The sequence below is a fragment of the Pseudomonas sp. B22129 genome (assembly GCF_044218875.1).
In the GTDB taxonomy this organism is placed as follows: Bacteria; Pseudomonadota; Gammaproteobacteria; order Pseudomonadales; family Pseudomonadaceae; genus Aquipseudomonas.
Genome location: NZ_CP162592.1, coordinates 338,622 through 359,909 on the forward strand (window position 1 = coordinate 338,622; position 21,288 = coordinate 359,909).

General features: G+C 59.1%; 27 protein-coding genes. 11 read left to right on the plus strand and 16 right to left on the minus strand.

The genetic code is table 11. The features are described from left to right. Positions 1-66: 66 nt before the first annotated feature. The 8 genes from hisG to AB4P94_RS01580 form a co-directional block, all read right to left on the minus strand. Positions 67-702, minus strand: a complete 636-nt coding sequence (gene hisG / locus AB4P94_RS01545) for an ATP phosphoribosyltransferase (RefSeq protein WP_003171824.1) — start codon at positions 700-702, stop codon at positions 67-69. Positions 703-919: 217 nt separating this feature from the next. After that, positions 920-2,185 carry a UDP-N-acetylglucosamine 1-carboxyvinyltransferase gene (murA, locus tag AB4P94_RS01550; RefSeq protein ID WP_395609125.1) on the minus strand — a complete coding sequence of 422 codons (1,266 nt, stop codon included), beginning with the start codon at positions 2,183-2,185 and terminating at the stop codon, positions 920-922. A 23-nt stretch (positions 2,186-2,208) separates the two neighbouring features. Then, entirely contained in the window at positions 2,209-2,448 is a 240-nt protein-coding gene (locus AB4P94_RS01555; RefSeq protein ID WP_099587128.1) for a BolA family protein, read from the minus strand. Between the two features lie 114 nt (positions 2,449-2,562). Next, positions 2,563-2,868, minus strand: coding sequence for a lipid asymmetry maintenance protein MlaB (locus AB4P94_RS01560; protein WP_395609126.1), 306 nt, complete (start codon positions 2,866-2,868; stop codon positions 2,563-2,565). Next, positions 2,865-3,512, minus strand: coding sequence for a phospholipid-binding protein MlaC (locus AB4P94_RS01565; protein WP_395609127.1), 648 nt, complete (start codon positions 3,510-3,512; stop codon positions 2,865-2,867). Before AB4P94_RS01565 ends, AB4P94_RS01560 begins: the two co-directional genes overlap by 4 nt. A gap of 11 nt (positions 3,513-3,523) precedes the next feature. After that, the gene (gene mlaD / locus AB4P94_RS01570) at positions 3,524-3,991 is read right to left on the minus strand and encodes an outer membrane lipid asymmetry maintenance protein MlaD (protein WP_005784855.1); all 468 of its coding nucleotides are present in this window, start codon (positions 3,989-3,991) and stop codon (positions 3,524-3,526) included. Further along, on the minus strand, positions 3,991-4,788 hold the full coding sequence (gene mlaE / locus AB4P94_RS01575) for a lipid asymmetry maintenance ABC transporter permease subunit MlaE (protein WP_395609128.1): 798 nt from the start codon (positions 4,786-4,788) through the stop codon (positions 3,991-3,993). Before mlaE ends, mlaD begins: the two co-directional genes overlap by 1 nt. Further along, on the minus strand, positions 4,788-5,597 hold the full coding sequence (locus AB4P94_RS01580; RefSeq protein ID WP_395609129.1) for an ATP-binding cassette domain-containing protein: 810 nt from the start codon (positions 5,595-5,597) through the stop codon (positions 4,788-4,790). Before AB4P94_RS01580 ends, mlaE begins: the two co-directional genes overlap by 1 nt. Positions 5,598-5,907: 310 nt before the next feature. Here AB4P94_RS01580 and AB4P94_RS01585 point away from each other — a divergent pair, with 310 nt between their 5' ends. From AB4P94_RS01585 to AB4P94_RS01630, 10 genes are all read left to right on the plus strand, one after another. Next, positions 5,908-6,882 carry a KpsF/GutQ family sugar-phosphate isomerase gene (locus tag AB4P94_RS01585; RefSeq protein WP_395609130.1) on the plus strand — a complete coding sequence of 325 codons (975 nt, stop codon included), beginning with the start codon at positions 5,908-5,910 and terminating at the stop codon, positions 6,880-6,882. After that, positions 6,883-7,407 carry a KdsC family phosphatase gene (locus AB4P94_RS01590; RefSeq protein WP_395609131.1) on the plus strand — a complete coding sequence of 175 codons (525 nt, stop codon included), beginning with the start codon at positions 6,883-6,885 and terminating at the stop codon, positions 7,405-7,407. Positions 7,408-7,415: 8 nt separating this feature from the next. Next, complete coding sequence (gene lptC / locus AB4P94_RS01595) at positions 7,416-7,988, plus strand: LPS export ABC transporter periplasmic protein LptC (protein WP_395609132.1); 573 nt, start codon at positions 7,416-7,418, stop codon at positions 7,986-7,988. Next, the gene (gene lptA, locus AB4P94_RS01600) at positions 7,975-8,550 is read left to right on the plus strand and encodes a lipopolysaccharide transport periplasmic protein LptA (RefSeq protein ID WP_395609133.1); all 576 of its coding nucleotides are present in this window, start codon (positions 7,975-7,977) and stop codon (positions 8,548-8,550) included. The genes lptC and lptA overlap by 14 nt, the downstream gene beginning before the upstream one ends. Further along, positions 8,550-9,275 (plus strand): LPS export ABC transporter ATP-binding protein, encoded by a 726-nt coding sequence (lptB, locus tag AB4P94_RS01605; RefSeq protein WP_016974288.1) that lies wholly within the window; start codon positions 8,550-8,552, stop codon positions 9,273-9,275. Before lptA ends, lptB begins: the two co-directional genes overlap by 1 nt. Positions 9,276-9,459: 184 nt before the next feature. Further along, positions 9,460-10,953 carry an RNA polymerase factor sigma-54 gene (locus AB4P94_RS01610; RefSeq protein ID WP_395609134.1) on the plus strand — a complete coding sequence of 498 codons (1,494 nt, stop codon included), beginning with the start codon at positions 9,460-9,462 and terminating at the stop codon, positions 10,951-10,953. A 75-nt stretch (positions 10,954-11,028) separates the two neighbouring features. Next, the gene (hpf, locus tag AB4P94_RS01615; RefSeq protein WP_078740744.1) at positions 11,029-11,334 is read left to right on the plus strand and encodes a ribosome hibernation-promoting factor, HPF/YfiA family; all 306 of its coding nucleotides are present in this window, start codon (positions 11,029-11,031) and stop codon (positions 11,332-11,334) included. Positions 11,335-11,344: 10 nt separating this feature from the next. Further along, positions 11,345-11,809, plus strand: a complete 465-nt coding sequence (gene ptsN / locus AB4P94_RS01620; protein ID WP_016974290.1) for a PTS IIA-like nitrogen regulatory protein PtsN — start codon at positions 11,345-11,347, stop codon at positions 11,807-11,809. Between the two features lie 2 nt (positions 11,810-11,811). Beyond that, entirely contained in the window at positions 11,812-12,666 is an 855-nt protein-coding gene (gene rapZ, locus AB4P94_RS01625; RefSeq protein WP_395609135.1) for an RNase adapter RapZ, read from the plus strand. A 20-nt stretch (positions 12,667-12,686) separates the two neighbouring features. Continuing rightward, complete coding sequence (locus AB4P94_RS01630; protein WP_395609136.1) at positions 12,687-12,959, plus strand: HPr family phosphocarrier protein; 273 nt, start codon at positions 12,687-12,689, stop codon at positions 12,957-12,959. 35 nt (positions 12,960-12,994) lie between these two features. Here AB4P94_RS01630 and AB4P94_RS01635 read toward each other — a convergent pair whose 3' ends face one another. The 6 genes from AB4P94_RS01635 to pmbA all read right to left on the minus strand — a co-directional run bounded on the left by AB4P94_RS01635 (position 12,995) and on the right by pmbA (position 18,265). Continuing rightward, complete coding sequence (locus tag AB4P94_RS01635; RefSeq protein ID WP_395609137.1) at positions 12,995-13,888, minus strand: ZIP family metal transporter; 894 nt, start codon at positions 13,886-13,888, stop codon at positions 12,995-12,997. Positions 13,889-13,922: 34 nt separating this feature from the next. Then, entirely contained in the window at positions 13,923-14,534 is a 612-nt protein-coding gene (locus AB4P94_RS01640; protein ID WP_395609138.1) for a superoxide dismutase, read from the minus strand. 1 nt (position 14,535) lies between these two features. Continuing rightward, complete coding sequence (locus AB4P94_RS01645; protein WP_395609139.1) at positions 14,536-14,979, minus strand: hypothetical protein; 444 nt, start codon at positions 14,977-14,979, stop codon at positions 14,536-14,538. 27 nt (positions 14,980-15,006) lie between these two features. Then, positions 15,007-16,383: a class II fumarate hydratase gene (locus AB4P94_RS01650; protein WP_395609140.1), complete on the minus strand. Its 1,377-nt coding sequence runs from the start codon at positions 16,381-16,383 to the stop codon at positions 15,007-15,009. Next, a complete protein-coding gene (locus AB4P94_RS01655) occupies positions 16,376-16,771 on the minus strand; it encodes a FagA protein (protein WP_395609141.1) in 396 nt (131 codons plus the stop codon). The genes AB4P94_RS01650 and AB4P94_RS01655 overlap by 8 nt, the downstream gene beginning before the upstream one ends. A gap of 147 nt (positions 16,772-16,918) precedes the next feature. After that, complete coding sequence (gene pmbA / locus AB4P94_RS01660; protein WP_395609142.1) at positions 16,919-18,265, minus strand: metalloprotease PmbA; 1,347 nt, start codon at positions 18,263-18,265, stop codon at positions 16,919-16,921. Between the two features lie 108 nt (positions 18,266-18,373). Between pmbA and yjgA the strand changes: the two genes are divergently transcribed. Then, positions 18,374-18,895 (plus strand): ribosome biogenesis factor YjgA, encoded by a 522-nt coding sequence (gene yjgA / locus AB4P94_RS01665; protein WP_017738766.1) that lies wholly within the window; start codon positions 18,374-18,376, stop codon positions 18,893-18,895. A 45-nt stretch (positions 18,896-18,940) separates the two neighbouring features. Here yjgA and tldD read toward each other — a convergent pair whose 3' ends face one another. Together tldD and AB4P94_RS01675 are read right to left on the minus strand one after the other, a co-directional pair. Next, a complete protein-coding gene (tldD, locus tag AB4P94_RS01670) occupies positions 18,941-20,383 on the minus strand; it encodes a metalloprotease TldD (RefSeq protein WP_064450712.1) in 1,443 nt (480 codons plus the stop codon). A gap of 16 nt (positions 20,384-20,399) precedes the next feature. Continuing rightward, positions 20,400-21,248 (minus strand): carbon-nitrogen hydrolase family protein, encoded by an 849-nt coding sequence (locus tag AB4P94_RS01675; RefSeq protein ID WP_395609143.1) that lies wholly within the window; start codon positions 21,246-21,248, stop codon positions 20,400-20,402. Positions 21,249-21,288: the final 40 nt, after the last annotated feature.

Consider the following 21,288-nt stretch of genomic DNA (forward strand, 5'->3'; position numbering starts at 1 on the left):
GGCACCTGAGAATTCTGGCTATGAGGCGGATAGACGGGCGCGGCTGCTTAGGGCCGCGCGGGTGAGTCAACCGCGGTGTCGCGACTCCACTGCCGTACGCAGGGTGTCGATCAACGCCTGGATACGGGCGTGCTGCATCTTCATCGAGGCTTTGTTGACGATCAGCCGGGAGCTGATGTCGGCAATGAAATCCTGAGGTTCGAGGCCGTTCGCACGCAGGGTGTTGCCGGTGTCGACCACGTCGATGATCTTGTCGGCCAGGCCGATCAGCGGGGCCAGTTCCATCGAGCCGTAGAGCTTGATGATGTCGACCTGACGGCCTTGCTCGGCATAGTAACGCTTGGCAACGTTGACGAATTTGGTGGCTACGCGCAGGCGGCCTTTGGGCTCGACGTCACCGACGCGGCCGGCAGTCATCAGCTTGCACAGGGCGATACGCAGGTCCAAAGGCTCGTACAGGCCTTGGCCGCCGTACTCCATCAGCACGTCTTTACCGGCGACACCCAAGTCCGCCGCGCCATGCTCAACGTAGGTTGGCACGTCGGTAGCCCGTACGATCAGCAGGCGAACGTCGTCCTGGGTCGTGGGGATGATCAGCTTGCGGCTCTTGTCCGGATTCTCGGTCGGCACGATGCCCGCTTCAGCCAGAAGCGGCAAAGTGTCGTCAAGGATGCGGCCCTTGGACAGTGCGATGGTCAACATGGGAAACGTCAGTCCTTCATCAGGCTATTGCGGTCCGGTCGCTAACGGCGCCAGACACAGATCGAGGCCATTACAGCCTCGATTTGAAACAAATTCAGCTAACAGCAACTGTGGCGAGGGAGCTTGCTCCCGCTGGGTCGCGAAGCGGCCCCAACTATGGGACTGCTACGCAGTCCAGCGGGAGCAAGCTCCCTCGCCACAACAACAGCAGCAGGGACTAGCCCGGTACGCGGCGGATTTTCGCGCCGAGCATCTGCAGTTTTTCTTCGATGCACTCGTAACCACGGTCTATGTGGTAGATGCGATCGATCAAGGTGTCGCCTTCGGCGATCAGAGCCGAGATCACCAGGCTGGCCGAGGCACGCAGGTCGGTCGCCATGACTGGCGCACCCTTGAGCTTCTCGGTACCGGTAACGATGGCGGTGTTGCCTTCGACCTGGATCTTGGCGCCCATGCGGTGCAGTTCGTAAACGTGCATGAAGCGGTTTTCGAAGATGGTCTCGATCACGGCACCGGTGCCTTCGGCAATCGCGTTCAGAGAGATGAACTGCGCCTGCATGTCGGTCGGGAACGCCGGGTAGGGAGCGGTACGCACGTTGACGGCCTTGGGGCGCTTGCCGTGCATGTTCAACTCGATCCAGTCTTCGCCCGTGGTGATTTCGGCACCGGCTTCGCGCAGTTTTTCCAGGACCGCTTCCAGGATGGTCGGATCGGTGTCCTTGACCTTGACGCGCCCGCCGGTGACGGCGGCGGCAACCAGGTAGGTGCCGGTCTCGATGCGGTCAGGCATCACCTTATAGGTTGCAGTGTGCAGACGCTCTACACCATCAATGGTGATGGTATCGGTGCCGGCCCCGGCAACCTTGGCGCCCATGGCGTTCAGGAAGTTGGCCAGGTCGACCACCTCAGGCTCGCGCGCGGCGTTTTGCAGGACGCTGCGGCCTTTGGCCAGGGCAGCGGCCATCATGATGTTCTCGGTACCGGTCACGCTGACGGTGTCGAAGAAGAAGTTCGCACCGCGCAGGCCGCCTTCCGGGGCCTTGGCCTTGATGTAGCCGCCTTCGACGTCGATGACCGCGCCCATGGCTTCAAGGCCACGGATGTGCAGGTCAACCGGACGCGAGCCGATAGCGCAACCGCCAGGCAGAGCAACTTCGGCTTCGCCGAAACGGGCAACCATCGGGCCCAGCACCAGGATCGACGCACGCATGGTTTTCACCAGTTCGTACGGAGCAACCAGGGTCTTGATGGTGCGCGGGTCGATTTCGACCGACAGTTTCTCGTCGATCACCGGCTCAATACCCATGCGACCGAACAGCTCGATCATGGTGGTGATGTCGTGCAGGTGCGGCAGGTTGGCCACAGTCACCGGACCATCGCACAGCAAGGTTGCTGCAAGAATCGGCAGGGCGGAGTTTTTCGCACCGGAAATGCGGATCTCGCCATCAAGACGGGCACCGCCGGTAATAATCAATTTATCCATAAGAATCTCGACGCCTTGGGGGCTCAGGTGCGCTCGGCCCAGGCCGCGCGGCTGAAAAATTTCATAGTGACCGCATGGATGCTGCCATCGGTGATCCACGGGTTCAAATGGGCATAGATCTGCTGTTGACGCTTGACCGGGCTCAATGCCGCCAGTTCATCGCTAATCACGTTCAGCTGGAAGTTGCAGCCTTCGCCTTCAACTTCTACGCTCGTATCCGGCAGCTTTCCTTCAAGGAAGCTCTTAACTTCTAGGGCCTGCATGCTCAACCTCTATCGGCGCCAGGTGCGCACGGGTCGCACATCATACAAAAAAGCCCCGCGCCTGCGAACCCCGCATAGCAGGACTCTGACGGGGGGCTTCTTTAATAATGTGTATTAAGGATGTGCCAACAACTCGGTCAGCCCGGAAACCTCAGCAATTTCACGCATATCTTCAGGCAATGCGCGAATGCTCACCGGTTTATTGATCGCTTGCGCATCGCGCATGAAGCACAGCAGCAACGACAAGCCGACACTGCTGGACTTGGTCACTGCCGAGCAATCCAGCACCAGCGCCGGCGCATTGCTGGCGCTGATCAATGCCTGGCCCTGCTTGCGCAGGTCAGGCCCGGAGCGGTAATCGAGCACGCCACTGAGGAATAACTCACCGGCGTCGCCAAGACGAACAGCCGACTCGGTCATTGTGCGGACTTCCCGGCTTCCTTATCGGAAGTTTCCTTGGCCTTGGCCACTTCGCCAGCCCAGCCATTGATGGTCTTGTCCAGGTCATTGCCATTGCGTTGCATCGCGTCGGCGAACTGATCACGGAACAGCTTGCCAATGTTGATGCCGTTGATGATCACGTTACGCAGCTTCCACTCGCCGTTGACCTTCTCCAACGTGTACTGCACAGGGTAAACCGCGCCGTTATTGCCTTTGACGGTCATGTTGACGCTGGTGCGATCACCCGACTCATCCCCGGCAGGAGCGACGGTAATACCTTGGTTGTTGTACTCCAGCAAGGCGTTGCCATAGAACTGGAACAGGCCTTTCTTGAAGTTTTCCTGGAATGTCTGCATCTGCGCAGGCGTAGCCTTGCGCGAATACTTGACCGTCATGATGCTGCGGGAAATGCCTTCGGCATCGACCACCGGGCCGACAATGGTGTTCAGCGCATCGTAGAACTTGGTCGGGTCTTGCTTGTACTGCTCTTTATTGGCAGTCAGGTCAGCCAGCATCTTGCTGGTTGTGTCCTGCACCAGATCGTGCGCAGAACCTGCCGCGTTGGCCATCAGCGGCAGCGCTGCAAGCAGTACCAGCAGGCCACGTCGCAAGGTAGAGATCATGAACAGATTCCTCATTTGGCGTCTTTATTGACCGTATTGAGCAGGAATTTACCGATCAGGTCTTCAAGCACCAACGACGACTGTGTGTCGTGGATTGTCGAACCATCCTTGAGCAGGGCTGTTTCCCCGCCCACGCTGACGCCGATGTACTTCTCGCCCAGCAGACCCGCAGTGAGGATAGATGCAGTGGAGTCAGTCGGCAGATTATCTACCTTCTTGTCGACCTGCATGGTCACTCGCCCGGTGAAGCTGTCGCGATCCAGATCGATTGCCGTGACCTTGCCGATGGTCACACCGGCCATGGTCACTTTAGCTCTGACAGTCAAACCGGCGATATTGTCGAAGTAGGCGTAAAGTTTATAAGTATCGGCCGTAGGGCTGGCCGAAAGGCCGCTGACTCGCAGGGCCAGCAACAGTAAAGCCAGGATGCCAGCCAGCAAGAAAAGGCCGACACCGATTTCCACAGTGCGGTTTTGCATCAGAAATCTCCAAACATCAAGGCGGTCAAAATGAAGTCAAGGCCCAGTACCGCCAGCGAGGCGTACACAACGGTCTTGGTGGTGGCACGACTGATCCCTTCTGAAGTGGGCTCACAGTCATAGCCTTGGAATACGGCGATCCAGGTCACTACAAAGGCGAAAACGATGCTCTTTATGATGCCGTTGAGCACGTCACCACTGAAGGTCACGCTGTTTTGCATGTTGCCCCAGTAGGAGCCGTCATAGACGCCCAACCAGTCAACCGCGACCCACGAACCACCCCAGATACCCACCACGCTGAAGATCATCGCCAGCAGCGGCAGGGAAATGAAGCCGGCCCAGAGGCGCGGGGCAACAATGTACTTGAGCGGGTCCACGCCGATCATTTCCAGACTGGACAACTGCTCGGTGGACTTCATGTTGCCGATTTCGGCAGTCAATGCAGAACCTGCACGGCCAGCGAACAGCAAGGCCGTTACGACCGGCCCGAGTTCGCGCAACAGCGTCAGGGCGACCATCTGGCCGACCGCCTGCTCCGAACCGTAGCTGGAAAGGATATTGAACCCCTGCAACGCCAGCACCATGCCGATGAAAATCCCGGAAACCACGATGATGACCAGGGACATGACGCCGACAGAGTGCAGCTGCTTGATCAGCAGGCCAAAGCCACCGCCGATACCGCCACGGCCCAGCAAGGCGTGAAACAGGAAGATCGTCGAACGCCCGAGCACTTCGATCAGGTCGATGCCGGAGCGACCGAAAAGGCGCACCTTCTCGAGTAAAGATTTCTTGCGCATCAGCGCTTCCCCAGAAGATCTGAGCGGTAGTCCGCTGCCGGAAAGTGAAATGGCACCGGGCCATCGGGGTCGCCAGTCATGAATTGGCGGATACGCGGGTTATCGGCGTTCATCAATTCTTCCGGTGTACCCTGCCCCAATACCTGGCCGTCGCCCACCACATAGAGGTAGTCGGCAATGCTGGCGGTTTCGGCCAGATCGTGGGAGACCACGATACTGGTGATTCCCAGCGCATCGTTGAGCAGGCGGATCAGGCGCACCAGCACGCCCATGGCGATCGGGTCCTGGCCGACGAAGGGCTCGTCATACATGAGGATCTGAGGGTCGAGGGCGATAGCTCGCGCAAGCGCAACGCGGCGCTTCATGCCGCCAGACAGTTCGTCAGGCATCAGCTCGGTAGCACCGCGAAGGCCCACGGCCTGAAGCTTCAGAAGCACAATGTCACGAATCATTTCTTCGGACAGCTGGGTATGCACCCGCAGCGGAAACGCTACGTTTTCGAAAACGTCGAGGTCGGTGAACAGGGCACCGCTCTGGAACAACACGCCCATATGCTTGCGCGCATCGAACAGATCGCTGCGCGACAGCGTCGGCAGGTTCTGGCCGTTGACCCACACTTCGCCGGCACTGGGCCGCAATTGCATGCCCATCAGACGCAACAGAGTGGTCTTGCCGCAACCGGAAGGCCCCATGATGCCCGTGACCTTGCCGCGGGGAATGCGAATATCGACGTTATTGAAGATGCTGCGCGTCCCGCGCTTGAAGGTAAGACCCTTCAGCTCGACCGCGTAGGCGTTATCGGCACTCATCTAATCTCCTTGGGATGCAGCCTTTCACTCAGACACCATGTTTGCGACTTTCGTTTGCAACGGATGTGCAATAGTTAGGCACATGGGTTGGGCGGACCGAACTGGCGGCGAACTATATCACTGCTGATGCAGAGCCCCCAAGGCCGGAACGGTGCTCGTTCAGATAATGGACAGGGAAAAAACCTTGCTTGCCATGTTGCAAATCATGAATCTCGCGCCCCCGCAGAATAAAGCCTGACGAACTTACGTGAGGGATTTGATCATTACCGCTATAATCGCCGACTTTTCGTCAGGCTATACGATTTCAGACATGAGCCAATCCAGCGACCTCATTCAATCCGCACAACGTACTATCCGCCTGGAGCTTGAAGCCGTAGAAGGCTTGCTGGCCCACATCGACGCGGATTTCGTACGCGCGTGCGAGATGATTCTGGCCAGCAAGGGCCGCGTTGTGGTGGTCGGCATGGGCAAATCCGGCCACGTCGGCAACAAGATCGCCGCCACCCTGGCCAGCACCGGGACCACGGCGTTTTTCGTGCATCCGGCCGAAGCCAGCCACGGCGATATGGGCATGATCACCAAGGATGACATCATCCTGGCACTGTCCAACTCGGGCACCACCAACGAAATCGTGACCTTGCTGCCGCTGATCAAGCGCCTGGGCATCCAGATGATCAGCATTACCGGCAACCCGGAATCGACCCTGGCCAAGGCAGCCGAAGTGAACCTGAATGTTCACGTGGCCCACGAAGCCTGCCCGCTGAACCTGGCACCGACCTCCTCCACCACCGCGGCCCTGGTCATGGGCGACGCACTGGCCGTGGCCTTGCTGGACGCCCGTGGCTTTACCGCTGAAGATTTCGCGTTCTCACACCCGGGAGGCGCCCTGGGCCGCCGCCTGCTGCTGAAAGTGGAAAACGTGATGCACAGCGGTGATGAGCTGCCCAGCGTGCAGCGCGGCGCATTGCTCAAGGAAGCCTTGATGGAAATGAGCCTAAAGCGCCTGGGCATGACCGCCATCCTGGAAGCCGATGGCCGCCTTGCCGGGGTATTCACCGACGGCGACCTGCGCCGCGCCCTGGACCGCAACCTCGACATTCAAACGGCGAAGATTGACGAAGTCATGACGCCGCACGGCAAGACCGCACGCCCCGACATGCTGGCGGCCGAGGCTTTGAAGATCATGGAAGACCATAAAATTCTGGCGCTGGTCGTAGTCGACCGCGACGACCGCCCGATCGGCGCCTTGAACATGCACGACTTGCTGCGTGCGGGAGTGATGTAAATGACCGGCGACCTGTTGCAACGCGGCAAAAACATCAAACTGGCGATTTTCGACGTGGACGGCGTGCTGACTGACGGCCGCTTGTACTTCCTCGAGGATGGCAGCGAATTCAAGACCTTCAACACGCTCGATGGCCAAGGCATCAAAATGTTGATGGCGGCCGGCGTGCAAACGGCGATTATCAGTGGTCGAAAGACTCCGGTTGTGGAACGCCGCGCACAAAACCTGGGGATTCCTCACCTGTATCAGGGCCGCGAGGATAAACTGGTGGTTCTGGACGAGCTTCTTGGTCAACTCAACCTAAGCTATGAACAGGTCGCCTATTTGGGTGACGACCTGCCTGACCTGCCGGTGATACGCCGGGTCGGCCTGGGCATGGCCGTTGCAAACGCTGCGGCTTTCGTTCGCGAACACGCACACGGCACCACCACCGCCCGCGGCGGAGAAGGCGCTGCCCGCGAGTTCTGCGAATTGATCCTGCGTGCCCAGGGCCGTCTTGAAGCGGCTCACGCCGCCTACCTATAGAGCGTTTTATGCTGAGCAAAAAGATTCGCAACTTCCTGCTGTTCGGAGTCATTGCCGCGCTATTTCTGGCAGTGGGCTACTGGAATATCAGCCCGGAGCGCTTCCTCGACAAGCCTGTTGCACAGGTTGACGAAGGCGTTATCGACTATTACGCAACCAATGCCTACAGCGTGCAGTTCCTGCCGGATGGCAAGGTTCAGTACGAGATGACAGCCGACAAGGTCGATCATGTGAAAGCCTCCGAGGTCACTCTGCTGACCAACCCGGACATGAACCTTTACCGCGGCACCGAATTTCCGTGGCACGTCACCAGCCAGCGTGGCGAAGTCAACCCGGACGGTACCCAAGTGGAACTGATCGACTCGGTACGCGTTGCGCGTACCGATGAAAAGAACCGTGACACTATTATTACCAGCAGTCGCATGACCGTTTTCCCACAACAGCAATATGCGCAGACCGAGCAAGACGTTAGAATCGACGGCGCTGGCGGTGTATCGACTGGCAAGGGAATGAAAGCGTATTTGAAAGAAAGCAGGATACACCTGCTATCGAACGTAAGAGGACAGTATGAGGCTCGTTAAAACCCTCCCTATTTTGCTCGGTCTGGGCGCAGCACTGGGAAGCGTGAGCGCCTGGGCTCTGCCGAACGATAGCCAGCAACCGATCCACATTCAGGCTGACGATGCTCAACTGGATGACAAGCAAGGTGTTGCAACCTACACCGGCGCCGTGATCATCACCCAAGGCTCGATGAAGATCACCGGCAACACCGTGACCCTCACGCGCACGCCGGCGGGTGATATTGACGTCGTGACTTCGGTGGGCAACCTGGCTTACTTCGAACAGAAGCAAGCGGCGGCGGACCCCGCTCCAATGAAGGGCTATGGCAAGACCATCCAGTACCACGCCCAGCAGAATCGCATCATCCTGATCGATCAGGCCAGGGTTGTCAGCAGTGACGGCAACACCACTGACGGTGAAAAGATCACCTATGACACCGTGAAGCAAATCGCCCAGGCCGGCCGTGCCAACGGTTCGAAGATCGGTACTCCGAAGCCGCGCATCGACATGGTTATTCAGCCGAAGCAGAAAGACGGCGCCGCTCCAGCTGCACCCAAACCCGCTGCGAAGAAGACGAATTAATGGCAACCCTGAAAGCCCAGCATCTGGCCAAGGCCTATAAAAGCCGTCAGGTCGTGCGCGACGTCAGCCTGTCGATCGACAGTGGCCAGATCGTCGGCCTGCTCGGCCCTAACGGTGCCGGCAAGACCACGTGCTTCTATATGATTGTCGGGCTGGTCCAGGCCGATCAGGGCCGCGTCCTGATCGACGACCTGGATGTCAGCCACCAACCCATGCATGGCCGCGCCCGCGCCGGTATCGGTTATCTTCCCCAGGAAGCGTCGATCTTCCGCAAACTGTCGGTGTCCGACAACATCATGGCGATCCTTGAAACCCGCAAGGAACTTGACCGTGACGGCCGCCGCAAAGAGCTGGAAAGCTTGCTGCAGGAATTTCACATCAACCACATTCGCGACAACCTCGGCATGAGCTTGTCCGGTGGTGAGCGTCGTCGTGTGGAAATCGCTCGTGCCCTGGCTACCGCACCGAAGTTCATCCTGCTGGATGAACCGTTTGCCGGCGTCGACCCGATCTCGGTCGGCGACATCAAGCAGATCATCCATCACCTCAAGGCCAAGGGCATCGGTGTGTTGATCACCGACCACAACGTCCGTGAGACCCTCGATATCTGTGAAACCGCTTATATCGTCAACGATGGCCAGCTGATTGCCGAAGGCGATTCCGCCACCATCCTGGCTAACGAACTGGTCAAGGAAGTGTACCTGGGCCACGAGTTCCGCCTGTAAGCACTGCGGTGTCTGGCCATTCGCCAAGGCGCGCGGGAGTCAATAAAAACCTCGGTTTTTTTATTGTTACCGCGCTCTAGGCAAAGCACCCGATATCAGGCATATAATTTGCTTATGTTTGGCGCTCACGCGCCCTGTCGTGGATGGCGCATTGCGCCGGCGAATAAGGTGTTAAGCCCCTGCCATGAAACCATCGCTAGTCCTGAGAATGGGCCAGCAGCTGACGATGACACCGCAGCTGCAACAGGCCATCCGCCTGCTCCAATTGTCGACCCTGGACCTGCAACAGGAGATCCAGGAGGCCCTGGAGTCCAATCCGATGCTCGAACGCCAGGAAGAAGGCGACGACTTCGATAATGCAGACCCGCTGGCCGACAACATCGAGCAAAAACCCAACTCTGACGTGCAAGAGCCCTCCTACCAGGAAACCGCCCCAACGGTGGATAACCTCGAGGAAGGTGAATGGAACGAACGCATCCCCAATGAGCTTCCCGTGGACACCGCCTGGGAAGATGTTTACCAGACCAGCGCCAGCAGCCTGCCCAGCAATGATGATGACGAGTGGGATTTCACCACCCGCACCTCCGCCGGCGAGAGCCTGCAAAGCCATTTGCTGTGGCAGCTGAACCTGGCACCCATGTCGGACACTGATCGCCTGATCGGCGTCACCTTGATCGACTGCATCAATAACCAGGGTTACCTGGACGAAACCCTCGAAGAGATTCTTGAGGCATTCGATCCAGAACTGGATATCGAACTGGACGAAATCGAGGCCGTCCTGCACCGCATCCAGCAATTCGAGCCCGCCGGCATTGGCGCCCGCACCCTCAGCGAATGCCTATTGCTGCAATTGCGCCAACTGCCCGCCAAAACGCCGTGGCTCATCGAAGCACAGCGCCTGGTCACCGACTACATCGACTTGCTGGGCAGCCGCGACTATAGCCAATTGATGCGCCGCATGAAGCTCAAGGAAGATGACCTGCGCCAGGTGATCGAGCTGGTGCAAAGCCTGAACCCGCGCCCAGGCTCGCAGATCGAGTCCAGCGAAGCCGAATATGTCGTTCCTGATGTGATCGTGCGCAAAGACAACGAGCGCTGGCTGGTGGAGCTGAACCAGGAGTCGGTGCCACGCCTGCGAGTCAACCCGCAATACGCAGGCTTTGTGCGCCGCGCCGATACCAGCGCCGACAACACCTTCATGCGCAACCAGTTGCAGGAAGCACGCTGGTTCATCAAGAGCCTGCAAAGCCGCAACGAAACCCTGATGAAAGTGGCCACCCAGATCGTCGAGCACCAGCGCGGCTTCCTGGAATATGGCGACGAAGCCATGAAACCGCTGGTTCTGCACGACATCGCCGAAGCCGTCGGCATGCATGAGTCGACGATTTCGCGGGTAACCACACAGAAATTCATGCATACCCCACGGGGTATTTATGAGTTGAAATACTTTTTCTCCAGCCACGTCAGCACCTCCGAAGGCGGCGAATGCTCGTCCACGGCCATCCGCGCGATCATCAAAAAACTGGTTGCCGCGGAAAATCAGAAAAAGCCATTGAGTGACAGTAAGATCGCTGGTTTACTGGAGGCACAAGGCATTCAGGTCGCCCGTCGAACCGTCGCCAAGTACCGCGAGTCCCTCGGGATCGCGCCTTCCAGCGAGCGTAAGCGTTTGATGTGACGGGCGGGCCATAGCGTTCCAGTGGTGGGTATTTCTGCCCACCGCTTTATGCACTGGCAACGAAGGAGAAGCTGTATGCAAGTCAACATCAGTGGACACCATGTAGAAGTCACCCCTCCATTGCGCGAATACGTCGAGCAGAAGCTGAAACGGCTTGAGGGTCATTTTGACAAGATCACCAATGTGCAAGTCATCATGAAGGTCGATAAACTTCAGCAAAAAATTGAAGCGACCCTACAGATCCCCGGTGGCGAAGTAGTCGCCAATGCCGAGCATGAAGACATGTATGCATCAATCGATGCCTTGACTGACAAGCTTGACCGCCAACTCAAAAAGCATAAGGAAAAGAATCTGCACCTGATGCAAGGTACAGGTCGTTAACTCTCCCCCCATGATCCGACTTGAAACCATCCTGACCCCCGGCCGTTCCCTTGTGAACGTGCCGGGCGGCAGTAAAAAGCGCGCCCTCGAACAAATTGCCAACCTGATCGGCCGTGAAGTGCCCGAACTGGACACGCAAGCTGTGTATGAAGCGCTTATTGCCCGTGAAAAACTCGGTTCTACCGGTTTTGGCAACGGCATAGCCATTCCTCACTGCCGCCTGCAAGGCTGTGAATCCCCGGTGAGCGCCCTGCTCCACTTGGACGCTCCTATCGATTTCGACGCCATCGACGGCGCGCCGGTCGACCTGCTCTTTGTTCTGCTGGTCCCGCAAGCTGCCACCGATGCACACCTGGAACTGCTTCGGCAGATCGCCAGCATGCTCGACCGCAAGGAAGTACGCGACAAACTGCGCAGCGCCAAAAGCAACGAGGCGCTCTATCAGGTTGTACTGGATGAACAAAACGGGCAGTAATCATGCGTTTGATCATCGTCAGCGGCCGTTCCGGCTCGGGTAAAAGCACCGCCCTCAACGTTCTTGAGGACAATGGTTTTTATTGCATCGATAACCTGCCCGCTGGCCTGCTGCCGGAATTGGCAGAGCGTGCACTCATTCATACCGAACTGGCGCAACCTCTGGTCGCCGTCTCGATTGACGCCCGCAACCTGCCCAGCCATCTCTCGCGATTCCCCGAATTGCTCGAAGAGGTGCGCGCCAAGCACATCCACTGCGATGTGCTGTATCTGGACGCAGATGAAGAAACGCTGCTCAAGCGCTTCTCCGAAACCCGCCGCCGCCATCCTCTGAGCAGCCCACATCGCTCTCTGGCCGAAGCCATCGAAGACGAAACCACGCTGCTTGGCCCGATCATTGACCTGGCCGATCTCAAGATCAACACCACCGGGCTGAACCTTTACCAGTTGCGTGACGCCATCAAGCTGCGCCTGCTGAACCAGCCGGAACCCGGCACGGCGTTTCTGGTTGAGTCGTTCGGTTTCAAGCGCGGGATGCCGGTGGATGCTGACCTGGTATTCGACGTGCGTTGCCTGCCCAATCCCTATTGGAAACCGGAGTTGCGCGACCAGTCCGGGCTGGATCAGCCTGTAGCCGATTACCTTGCAGCGCAGCCGGATGTGGAAGAAATGTTCCAGGACATTTCCAGCTACCTGCTCAAATGGCTGCCACGATTCGCCGCGAGCAACCGGGCTTATGTCACCATAGCCATTGGCTGCACCGGTGGCCACCATCGTTCCGTCTACCTGACTGAACGCCTGGGCCAGGTGCTCCAACAAACCCTCAAGAACGTCCAGGTCCGCCACCGCGACCTTTAGCTGAAAGGAACACCCTCGCGATGCCCGCTCTGGAAATTGAAATCATCAACAAGCTGGGCCTGCACGCCCGAGCCTCCGCCAAGTTTGTCGGCGTTGCCGGCCAGTTCCCCTGCCAGATTCGCGCCGGGCGCACGCCGGAATCCATGGTCGATGGCAAAAGCATCATGGCCATGATGATGCTGGCCGCAGGTAAAGGCACCAGGATTCACTTGAAGACGGAAGGCGAGCAGGAAGATGAAGCCATGGCCGCACTGGTGGCGCTGATCAATAACTTCTTTGATGAGGGTGAGTGAACTCACCCTTTAGGGCAGGTGAAGCCGCAATGGCTTCACCCCAACGCAGTATCCATCACCATCATTAAACAAAACCCGATGCACAACCCCAGGCTGGCGAGCTTTTCATGGCCATTGCGGCGTGATTCAGGAATGACTTCATGAGTCACCACCAACAGCATCGCACCCGCGGCCAGCGCCAACCCCAAAGGCAGCAGCACTTCGGCCAGGCTCACGAGCCAAGCGCAAAGCACGGCAAACACTGGTTCGACCAGGCCTGACGCAGCACCAATCAAGAACGCTTTGACCCGCGACATCCCCGCGCCGGCCAACACCAATGCAATCACCAAGCCTTCCGGCACGTCCTGCAAGGCAATGCCCATGGCCAGGCTGTCGGCATCCGGCATTCCACCACCGGCAGAAACGCCGACGGCCATGCCTTCAGGAATGTTGTGGGCGATGATGGCAAATACAAACAGCCAGATGCGCGGCAGGATCACCGGTTTATCCGGCGTGCCCACCAACATTTCCGGGCTGGCGCCGGAGACCTTGCGATCAACCAGATACAAACCGAAAGCCCCAAGCATAATGCCGAAACTGATCAGCCCGCTGGCCCCCCATGGCGAGAGCCCCAGGGTTTCAGCGGCCGCAATACCCGGCACAATCAACGAAAAAGCCGTCGCCGCGAGCATCACACCGGCGCCAAAGCCCAGCAGGGTATCGCTCAACGCCACCGGCATCCGGCGAATCACCAGCACCGGCACCGCACCCAACGCCGTGCCGAGCGCGCAGATCGCCCCGCCCTGCAAGGCACGCAGAATACGTGGCTCAAGGTTCAGCCAGGCCAGCCCGTGAGCCACCAGCAATGCCGTTCCTGCCGATAGCAACAGCGAGCCGAATGCGTAGCGAAACATTCGCCCGCTGCTGATCGCCAGTGTTTCAGTGCCCATAGTCGGCCTTAGATCTTGTTATAGGGGTGGAATATCAGGCCAAGGCGGCCTTGTAGCGGGCGGCAACTTCCGGCCAATTGATGACGCTGTAAAAGGCGTTGATGTATTCCGGACGGCGGTTCTGGTACAGCAGGTAGTAAGCGTGCTCCCAGACATCCAGGCCGAGGATGGGTGTGTTGCCGCTCATCAACGGGCTGTCCTGGTTGCCGCTGCTTTCCACCACCAGGGTCTTCTGCGGGGTGACGCTCAGCCAGGCCCAACCACTGCCAAAACGGGTCAGCGCCGCCTTGGTAAAGGCGTCCTTGAAGCTGTCGTAGCCGCCCAGTTGCTCATCGATGGCCTTGGCCAGTGCGCCCTCGGGTTTGCCGCCACCTTTTGGCGACATTACCGCCCAGAACAAGGAATGGTTGGCATGGCCGCCACCTTGGTTGATCACCGCTGCGCGCAGCTTTTCCGGCAGTTGCTGGACGCTGGACACCAGTTTCTCTACCGGCCACCCGGCAAACTCCGTGCCCTCGACCGCTGCGTTAAGGTTATTGATGTAGGTCTGGTGGTGTTTGGTGTAGTGGATCTCCATGGTTTGCGCATCAATGTGCGGTTCCAGGGCGTCGTAGGCGTAGGGCAATGCAGGCAAGGTGTAGGTCATATCAATGAGCTCCGTAATAAGGACTGTTGCGGACCGACGCATCCGACTGCGCCGCAGTGCCGCCCAGCAAACGATGAGTACGTGGGTACTCGCCGTGATCGCTGATGAAATTCAGTAGTTCGACGTAGGTCTTGCTGCTCTGACGCAACGCCGCTTCACGCAATTGCGAGCTCAGGCGCGAGTCCTGCATGGTTTGCAACAAGCGCTGGTGAATGGCGCAGAGGTATTCCGCGCTCTCCTCGGGCTGGTTCAGACGCAGGTGCAGGTCCGCCAGGTTATGGTGGGAAATGACGCAAGCCGCCACTGCCTCGTCGGCGTCCGCCCAGCGTTCGAATAACACTTGGGCGAGGGCCAGGGCCTGTAGATAAGCTTCGCGAGCATCCACCAACTCGCCCGCCATGAAGCAGCGGTTAGCCCTTTCGATCGTGCGTTTCCAGTGCTCCACGGTGAACCTCCAAAGCAGGGTCGGTGATTACACGCCGCCGGCGGTGAGTTTTTCCGGATCCAGCAGGGTTTCCAGCTGGCTGCGTGACAAATCGGTGTCTTCAAGGGCGACGTCTATTACCGGGCGACCTTGCTTGTAGGCCTTCTTGGCGATTTCAGCGGCTTTTTGGTAACCGATGATCGGGTTCAGTGCCGTGACCAGGATCGGGTTGCGCGACAGCGCTTCCTTGAGCTTGGCCTCATTGACCTTGAAGCTGGCGATGGCCTTGTCGGCCAGCAAACGGCTGGCGTTGGCCAGCAGCTCAAGGCTGCCCAGCAGGTTCTGGGCGATGATCGGCAACATCACGTTCAGTTCGAAATTGCCTGACTGACCGGCGACGGTGATCACCGTGTCATTGCCGATCACCTGCGCGGCAACCATGGCCGTGGCTTCCGGAATCACCGGATTGACCTTGCCCGGCATGATCGAAGAGCCGGGCTGCAGGCCTTCCAGCTCGATTTCACCCAGGCCGGCGAGCGGTCCGGAGTTCATCCAGCGCAAGTCATTGGCAATTTTCATCAGCGAGACAGCAGTGGATTTCAACTGTCCGGAAACCGCCACGGCGGTGTCCTGGGAGCCGATCAACGCGAATAGATTCTTGCCCGGGGTGAATTTCACACCGGTCAGGCTACTGAGTTGTTGGCTGAAACGTGCCGCAAACTCCGGATGTGCATTGATCCCGGTACCGACCGCCGTGCCGCCCTGAGCCAGCGCCTGCAAAGCTGGCAGCAAGTCCTGCAGGTGGCCGATATTGGCTTTGAGCTGCTGCGCCCAGCCGTTGAGCACTTGGCTCATGCGTACCGGCATGGCGTCCATCAGGTGCGTGCGGCCGGTCTTGATGAACGGGTGAACTTCTTTGGCCTTCAGCTCAATGACTTGCACCAGGTGCAACAAGGCAGGCAGCGTTTGCTCGTGCAGGACCAGCGCGGCGCTGACGTGAATCGTGGTTGGAATGATGTCGTTGCTGCTTTGGCCGCAGTTCACATGGTCATTGGGGTTGACCGGCTCGCCCAGCAAGCGAGTGGCCAGGGTGGCAATCACTTCGTTGGCATTCATGTTTGAGCTGGTGCCTGAACCGGTCTGGAAGATGTCCACCGGGAAGTGCTGCATGAAATCGCCTTCAAGCAACCCTTGAGCGGCGTCGACGATGGCCTTGCCCTGCCCTTCGCTGATTTGCTTCAGGTCGACGTTGACCCTGGCAGCGGCAGTTTTCGCCAGGATCAAGGCGCGAATGAACTGCGCCGGCATGCGCTGGTGGCTGATCGGAAAATTGTTCACCGCGCGCTGGGTCTGGGCGCCATACAAGGCTTCGGCAGGCACTTGCAGCTCGCCCATGCTGTCGCGTTCGATACGGGTGTTACTCATCGTTAGATCCTTGCACCAAGTCAGAAACAGAAAGGGAAGGCAGCAATTCGCAGGTCGCCAATTGCCAGGCAAAGGCCTGCCAGCGCTTGAGGCGGCAGGCACAGTGAGAAAGTTGTTCCAGGTCACGCAACGGGCGCCAGGCCTGGTCCAGGCACATGGAGCGCCAGTGCCAGGGCAAGGCGACGTCGCTGGCAGTGTCGACCAGCAGGCGAAATGAAGTTTCAGCGATCGTCCACGGATGGGTCGCGGTGCAACACGCCAGGTATCGGCCCTCATTGAGGTAGTGTTCGATCAGGCGAGGCTCATTGGGATCGAGGCCGCAGCGAATCTGACGACTCATCCAGCGCCAGCTTTCCAGGTACGGATCCTCATGCAGGACAGAACTCATGATCCACACTCACTCGGTAATGATATTTATTATTAAATGATATTGAGAATCAAAACAAGAGTGGCGCATTGAACTGCTTTTGGCGCAGCCAAAAAAAAGCGCGCCATCTGTATGATGGCGCGCCTTTTTTGAAGCGTGACCGGAGGATTAGCTGCCGGCGACGGTCATCCGCTCGATCAACACTGAGCCCGTGCGAATGTTACTGCGCAGCTCCAGATCATTACCTACTGCAACGATCTGCTTGAACATGTCACGCATGTTGCCGGCAATGGTCACTTCCTGGACTGCAAACTGAATTTCACCGTTTTCAACCCAGAAGCCCGCCGCACCACGAGAGTAATCTCCGGTCACCATGTTCAGGCCATGCCCCATCAACTCGGTCACCAGCAAGCCACGGCCCATGCGACGCAACAACGCCGCCTGATCTTCGTCACCATGGGTCACGAACAGGTTATGCACGCCACCGGAGTTGGCAGTACTTGGCAGGCCGAGCTTACGGCCGGCATAAGTGCCCAGCACGTAGGACACCAGTTCGCCCTTCTCGACGAACGGCTTGGCATAGGTCGCCAGGCCATCACCGTCGAACGCCGAACTGCCCATGGCACGCATCAGGTGCGGGCGCTCATCGATGGTCAGCCATTCTGGAAACAGCTTCTGGCCAATCGCCCCCTCCAGGAACGAAGACTTGCGGTACAGGTTGCCGCCGGAAATCGCCCCAAGGAAGCTACCGAACAAACCACCGGCCAGTTCGGCCGAAAACAGTACCGGCACTTCGCACGTCGGTACCGGGCGTGCGCCAAGACGGCTTGCGGCGCGCTGCGCAGCCCGTTGGCCAATGCTGACCGGATCGGCCAGCAATTCACCCTGACGATTCACGTCGTACCAGTAATCGCGCTGCATCTGGCCATTGGCCTCCGCGATCATCACGCAACTCAAGCTGTGGCGAGTTGAGGCATAACCGCCGATAAAACCATGGCTGTTGCCGTAGACGCGGCAACCCTGATGGGTACTCAACGTGGTGCCATCAGCGTTCTTGATACGCGGATCAGCGTCGAACGCCGCCGCTTCGCAGGCCAGCGCCTGCTCAATGGCTTGCTCAGGGGTGATGTCCCAGGCGTGGAACAGATCGAAGTCTTTCAGCTCCTTGGCCATCAACGCCTTGTCGGCCAAACCCGAACTTTCATCCTCAGAGGTGTGTTTGGCAATTGCCAATGCAGCCGCAACGGTCTCGCGAATGGCTTCCGGGCCGCTGGCCGCAGTGCTGGCCGAGCCTTTGCGCTGCCCCACATACAAGGTGATACCAAAACCCTGGTCGCGGTTGAATTCGACGGTTTCCACTTCCCGCTGGCGCACCGACGTCGACAGCCCCTGCTCCAGCGAAACCGCCACTTCACAGGCACTGGCCCCCTGGCGCTTGGCCTCTGCAATGATCTGCTCGACTTGTTCCTGCAGTGCCGGTAACGCTTGCGGACCGACGCTTTGGGCTGCACTCATGGTTTTCTCCACTCAAATTCTGCTTACGGTTAAGGCCATCGAGCGACCGGGCCGGACAAGCGGCCCCCGACTGGTTATCATGGCGGCGTTTCTTTGCGGACTGCCACCATGGTTGATTCTTACGACGACTCCCTCGATGGGGAGAAAAGCAAAACCCAGGTCAAACGTGAGCTGCATGCTCTGGTTGACCTTGGCGAGCGCCTTACAACGCTCAAGAAAGACTTGATTGCAAAACTGCCATTGACCGACGAAATGCGCCGGGCACTTGCGGACGCACCCAAGCACACCGCGAATATCGCGCGTAAACGGCACATCATGTTTATCGGCAAGCTGATGCGCGATCAGGATACTGACGCGATTCTGGCGTTGCTTGATCAAACCGATGCCTCCACTCGCCAGTACAACGAACGCTTCCATAACCTGGAACGTTGGCGTGACCGCCTGATCGCGGGCGATGACGCGGTGCTGGAGAAATTCGTACTGGACTACCCGGACGCGGACCGCCAGCAATTGCGCTCCCTGATCCGTCAGGCCCAGCACGAGCAGGCGCACAACAAGGCGCCGGCCACCAGCCGTAAAATCTTCAAGTACATCCGTGAGCTGGACGAGACTCAACGCGGCCTGCGCTGATCCTCTTCCCCGGGTGGCGGCTCCCGCCACCCGAAGCTCCACCGCTTACGACCCCGTGCCACCCACGGTGATCGCATCAATTTTCAGCGTTGGCTGGCCGACACCCACCGGCACCGACTGCCCATCCTTGCCGCACGTGCCCACGCCACTGTCCAGCGACAGGTCGTTACCGACCATCGACACCTTGCTCATGGCCTCCGGCCCGTTACCAATCAACGTCGCCCCTTTGACCGGCGCGGTAATCTTGCCGTCTTCGATCAGGTACGCCTCGCTCGTGGAGAACACGAACTTGCCACTGGTGATATCCACTTGGCCGCCACCGAGGTTGGCGCAGTAGATGCCGCGCTTCACCGAGGCAATGATTTCCGCCGGGTCACTTTCGCCACCGAGCATGTAGGTGTTGGTCATGCGTGGCATCGGCAGGTGCGCGTAGGATTCTCGGCGCCCGTTACCCGTGCGAGCAACGCCCATCAGGCGGGCATTCAGCTTGTCTTGCATATAGCCTTTGAGCACGCCGTTTTCGATCAACGTGGTGCACTCGGTCGGCGTGCCTTCGTCGTCGACGCTCAGCGAACCACGGCGACCCGCCAGGGTGCCGTCATCGACAATGGTGCACAGCTTGGACGCGACCATTTCACCCATCCGCCCGCTGTAGGCCGAGCTGCCCTTGCGGTTGAAGTCGCCTTCCAGGCCATGGCCCACCGCTTCGTGGAGCAGCACACCGGACCAACCCGAACCGAGTACCACCGGTAAAGTGCCCGCCGGCGCCGGAATGGCTTCCAGGTTGACCAGCGCCTGACGCAGCGCTTCACGGGCATAGCCCATCGCGCGGTCTTCAGCGAGGAAGTAACGGTAATCGGTACGACCGCCGCCGCCATGGCCACCGCGCTCGCGGCGGCCGTTCTGCTCTACGATCACACTGACGTTGAAACGCACTAGAGGCCGCACATCGGCCGCCAGGCCGCCGTCAGTGGATGCCACCAGAATGCGCTCCCACACACCGGCCATGCTCACGGTGACCTGCTGGATGCGTGGGTCCAGGGCGCGGGTTGCTGCGTCGATACGCTTGAGCAAATCGACCTTTTCCGCGCGGCTGATGACTTCCAGGGGGTTATCCGGCGCGTACAACTGGGCCACGTCCTGCGTGCTGAAGGCCTGCACGGTGCCGTTCTGGCCCGCACGGGAAATGGAGCGCGCCGCACGGGCAGCCAAGCCCAATGCCTCCAGCGTAATAGCGTTGCTGTAGGCAAAACCGGTTTTTTCACCGGATTGCGCCCGCACGCCAACGCCTTGGTCGAGGTTGAAACTGCCTTCCTTGACGATGCCGTCTTCCAGGGCCCAGGACTCGGAAATCTGGCCCTGAAAATACAGGTCAGCCGCATCGATGCCGGGCCCTGCCAGGTCGCCAAGTACGGTTTGCAAGCTTTCGATGGTCACGCCACCGGGCGCCAGGAGGTGTTCACTGACTGAGGACAACAACTCGCTCATAGGTTTGGCCTTAAATTCATCGTTCCGAAGCAGGCCGCTGTGCGCCCTGCGAGAAAAAGCGCCGGTGGTTGACCACCGGCATGCGCGCCCGTATCGACGCCTGTTCACTGCTATCGCGTTCGGCCAGCAACACCGCTTCGCCTTTGTCCTGTTGTGTCAGTACACGGCCCCATGGGTCGACAATTGCCGCGTGGCCGTGGGTTTCACGCGGCCCCGGGTGCACACCGCCTTGCGCCGCCGCCAGCACATAACACTGGGTCTCGATGGCCCGCGCACGAATCAGCACGTCCCAATGCGCGGCACCGGTAACCGCCGTGAAGGCCGAAGGCGCGGTTATCAACTCCGCCCCGGCTGCACGCAACTCGCTGTACAGCTCGGGAAAACGCAGGTCGTAACACACGGTCAAGCCCAACCGGCCGACAGGCGTGTCCGCCACCACCACCTTGCTCCCGAAAGCATAGTCATCGGATTCCCGATAGCGACCTCGCGCGTCAGCCACATCGACATCAAAGAGATGGAGCTTGTCGTAACGAGCGACGACTTCGCCCTGGTCATTGACCAGCAATGAGCAGGCATTGGACTTGGCGTTCGGCTGCCCCTCGGGCGGCAGCGGCAATGTGCCGGCCACTATCCATAAGGTGAGGTCGCGGGCGGTCTGTTTCAACCATGGCAGGATCGGACCTTCGCCCAGTGCTTCGGTACGGCCGATATCCGCCACATCGCGCCGGCCCATGGCGGCGAAGTTTTCCGGCAATACCGCGAGTTTCGCACCGCCCGCTGCAGCTTGCTCCAGCAGGCGACGGGCCTGAGCCAGATTGGCCAGCACATCACTCTGGCTAACCATTTGAATTACCGCAAAGGACATGGGCCGACACTCCGTAATGGGCATACGGCCATGCTACTCC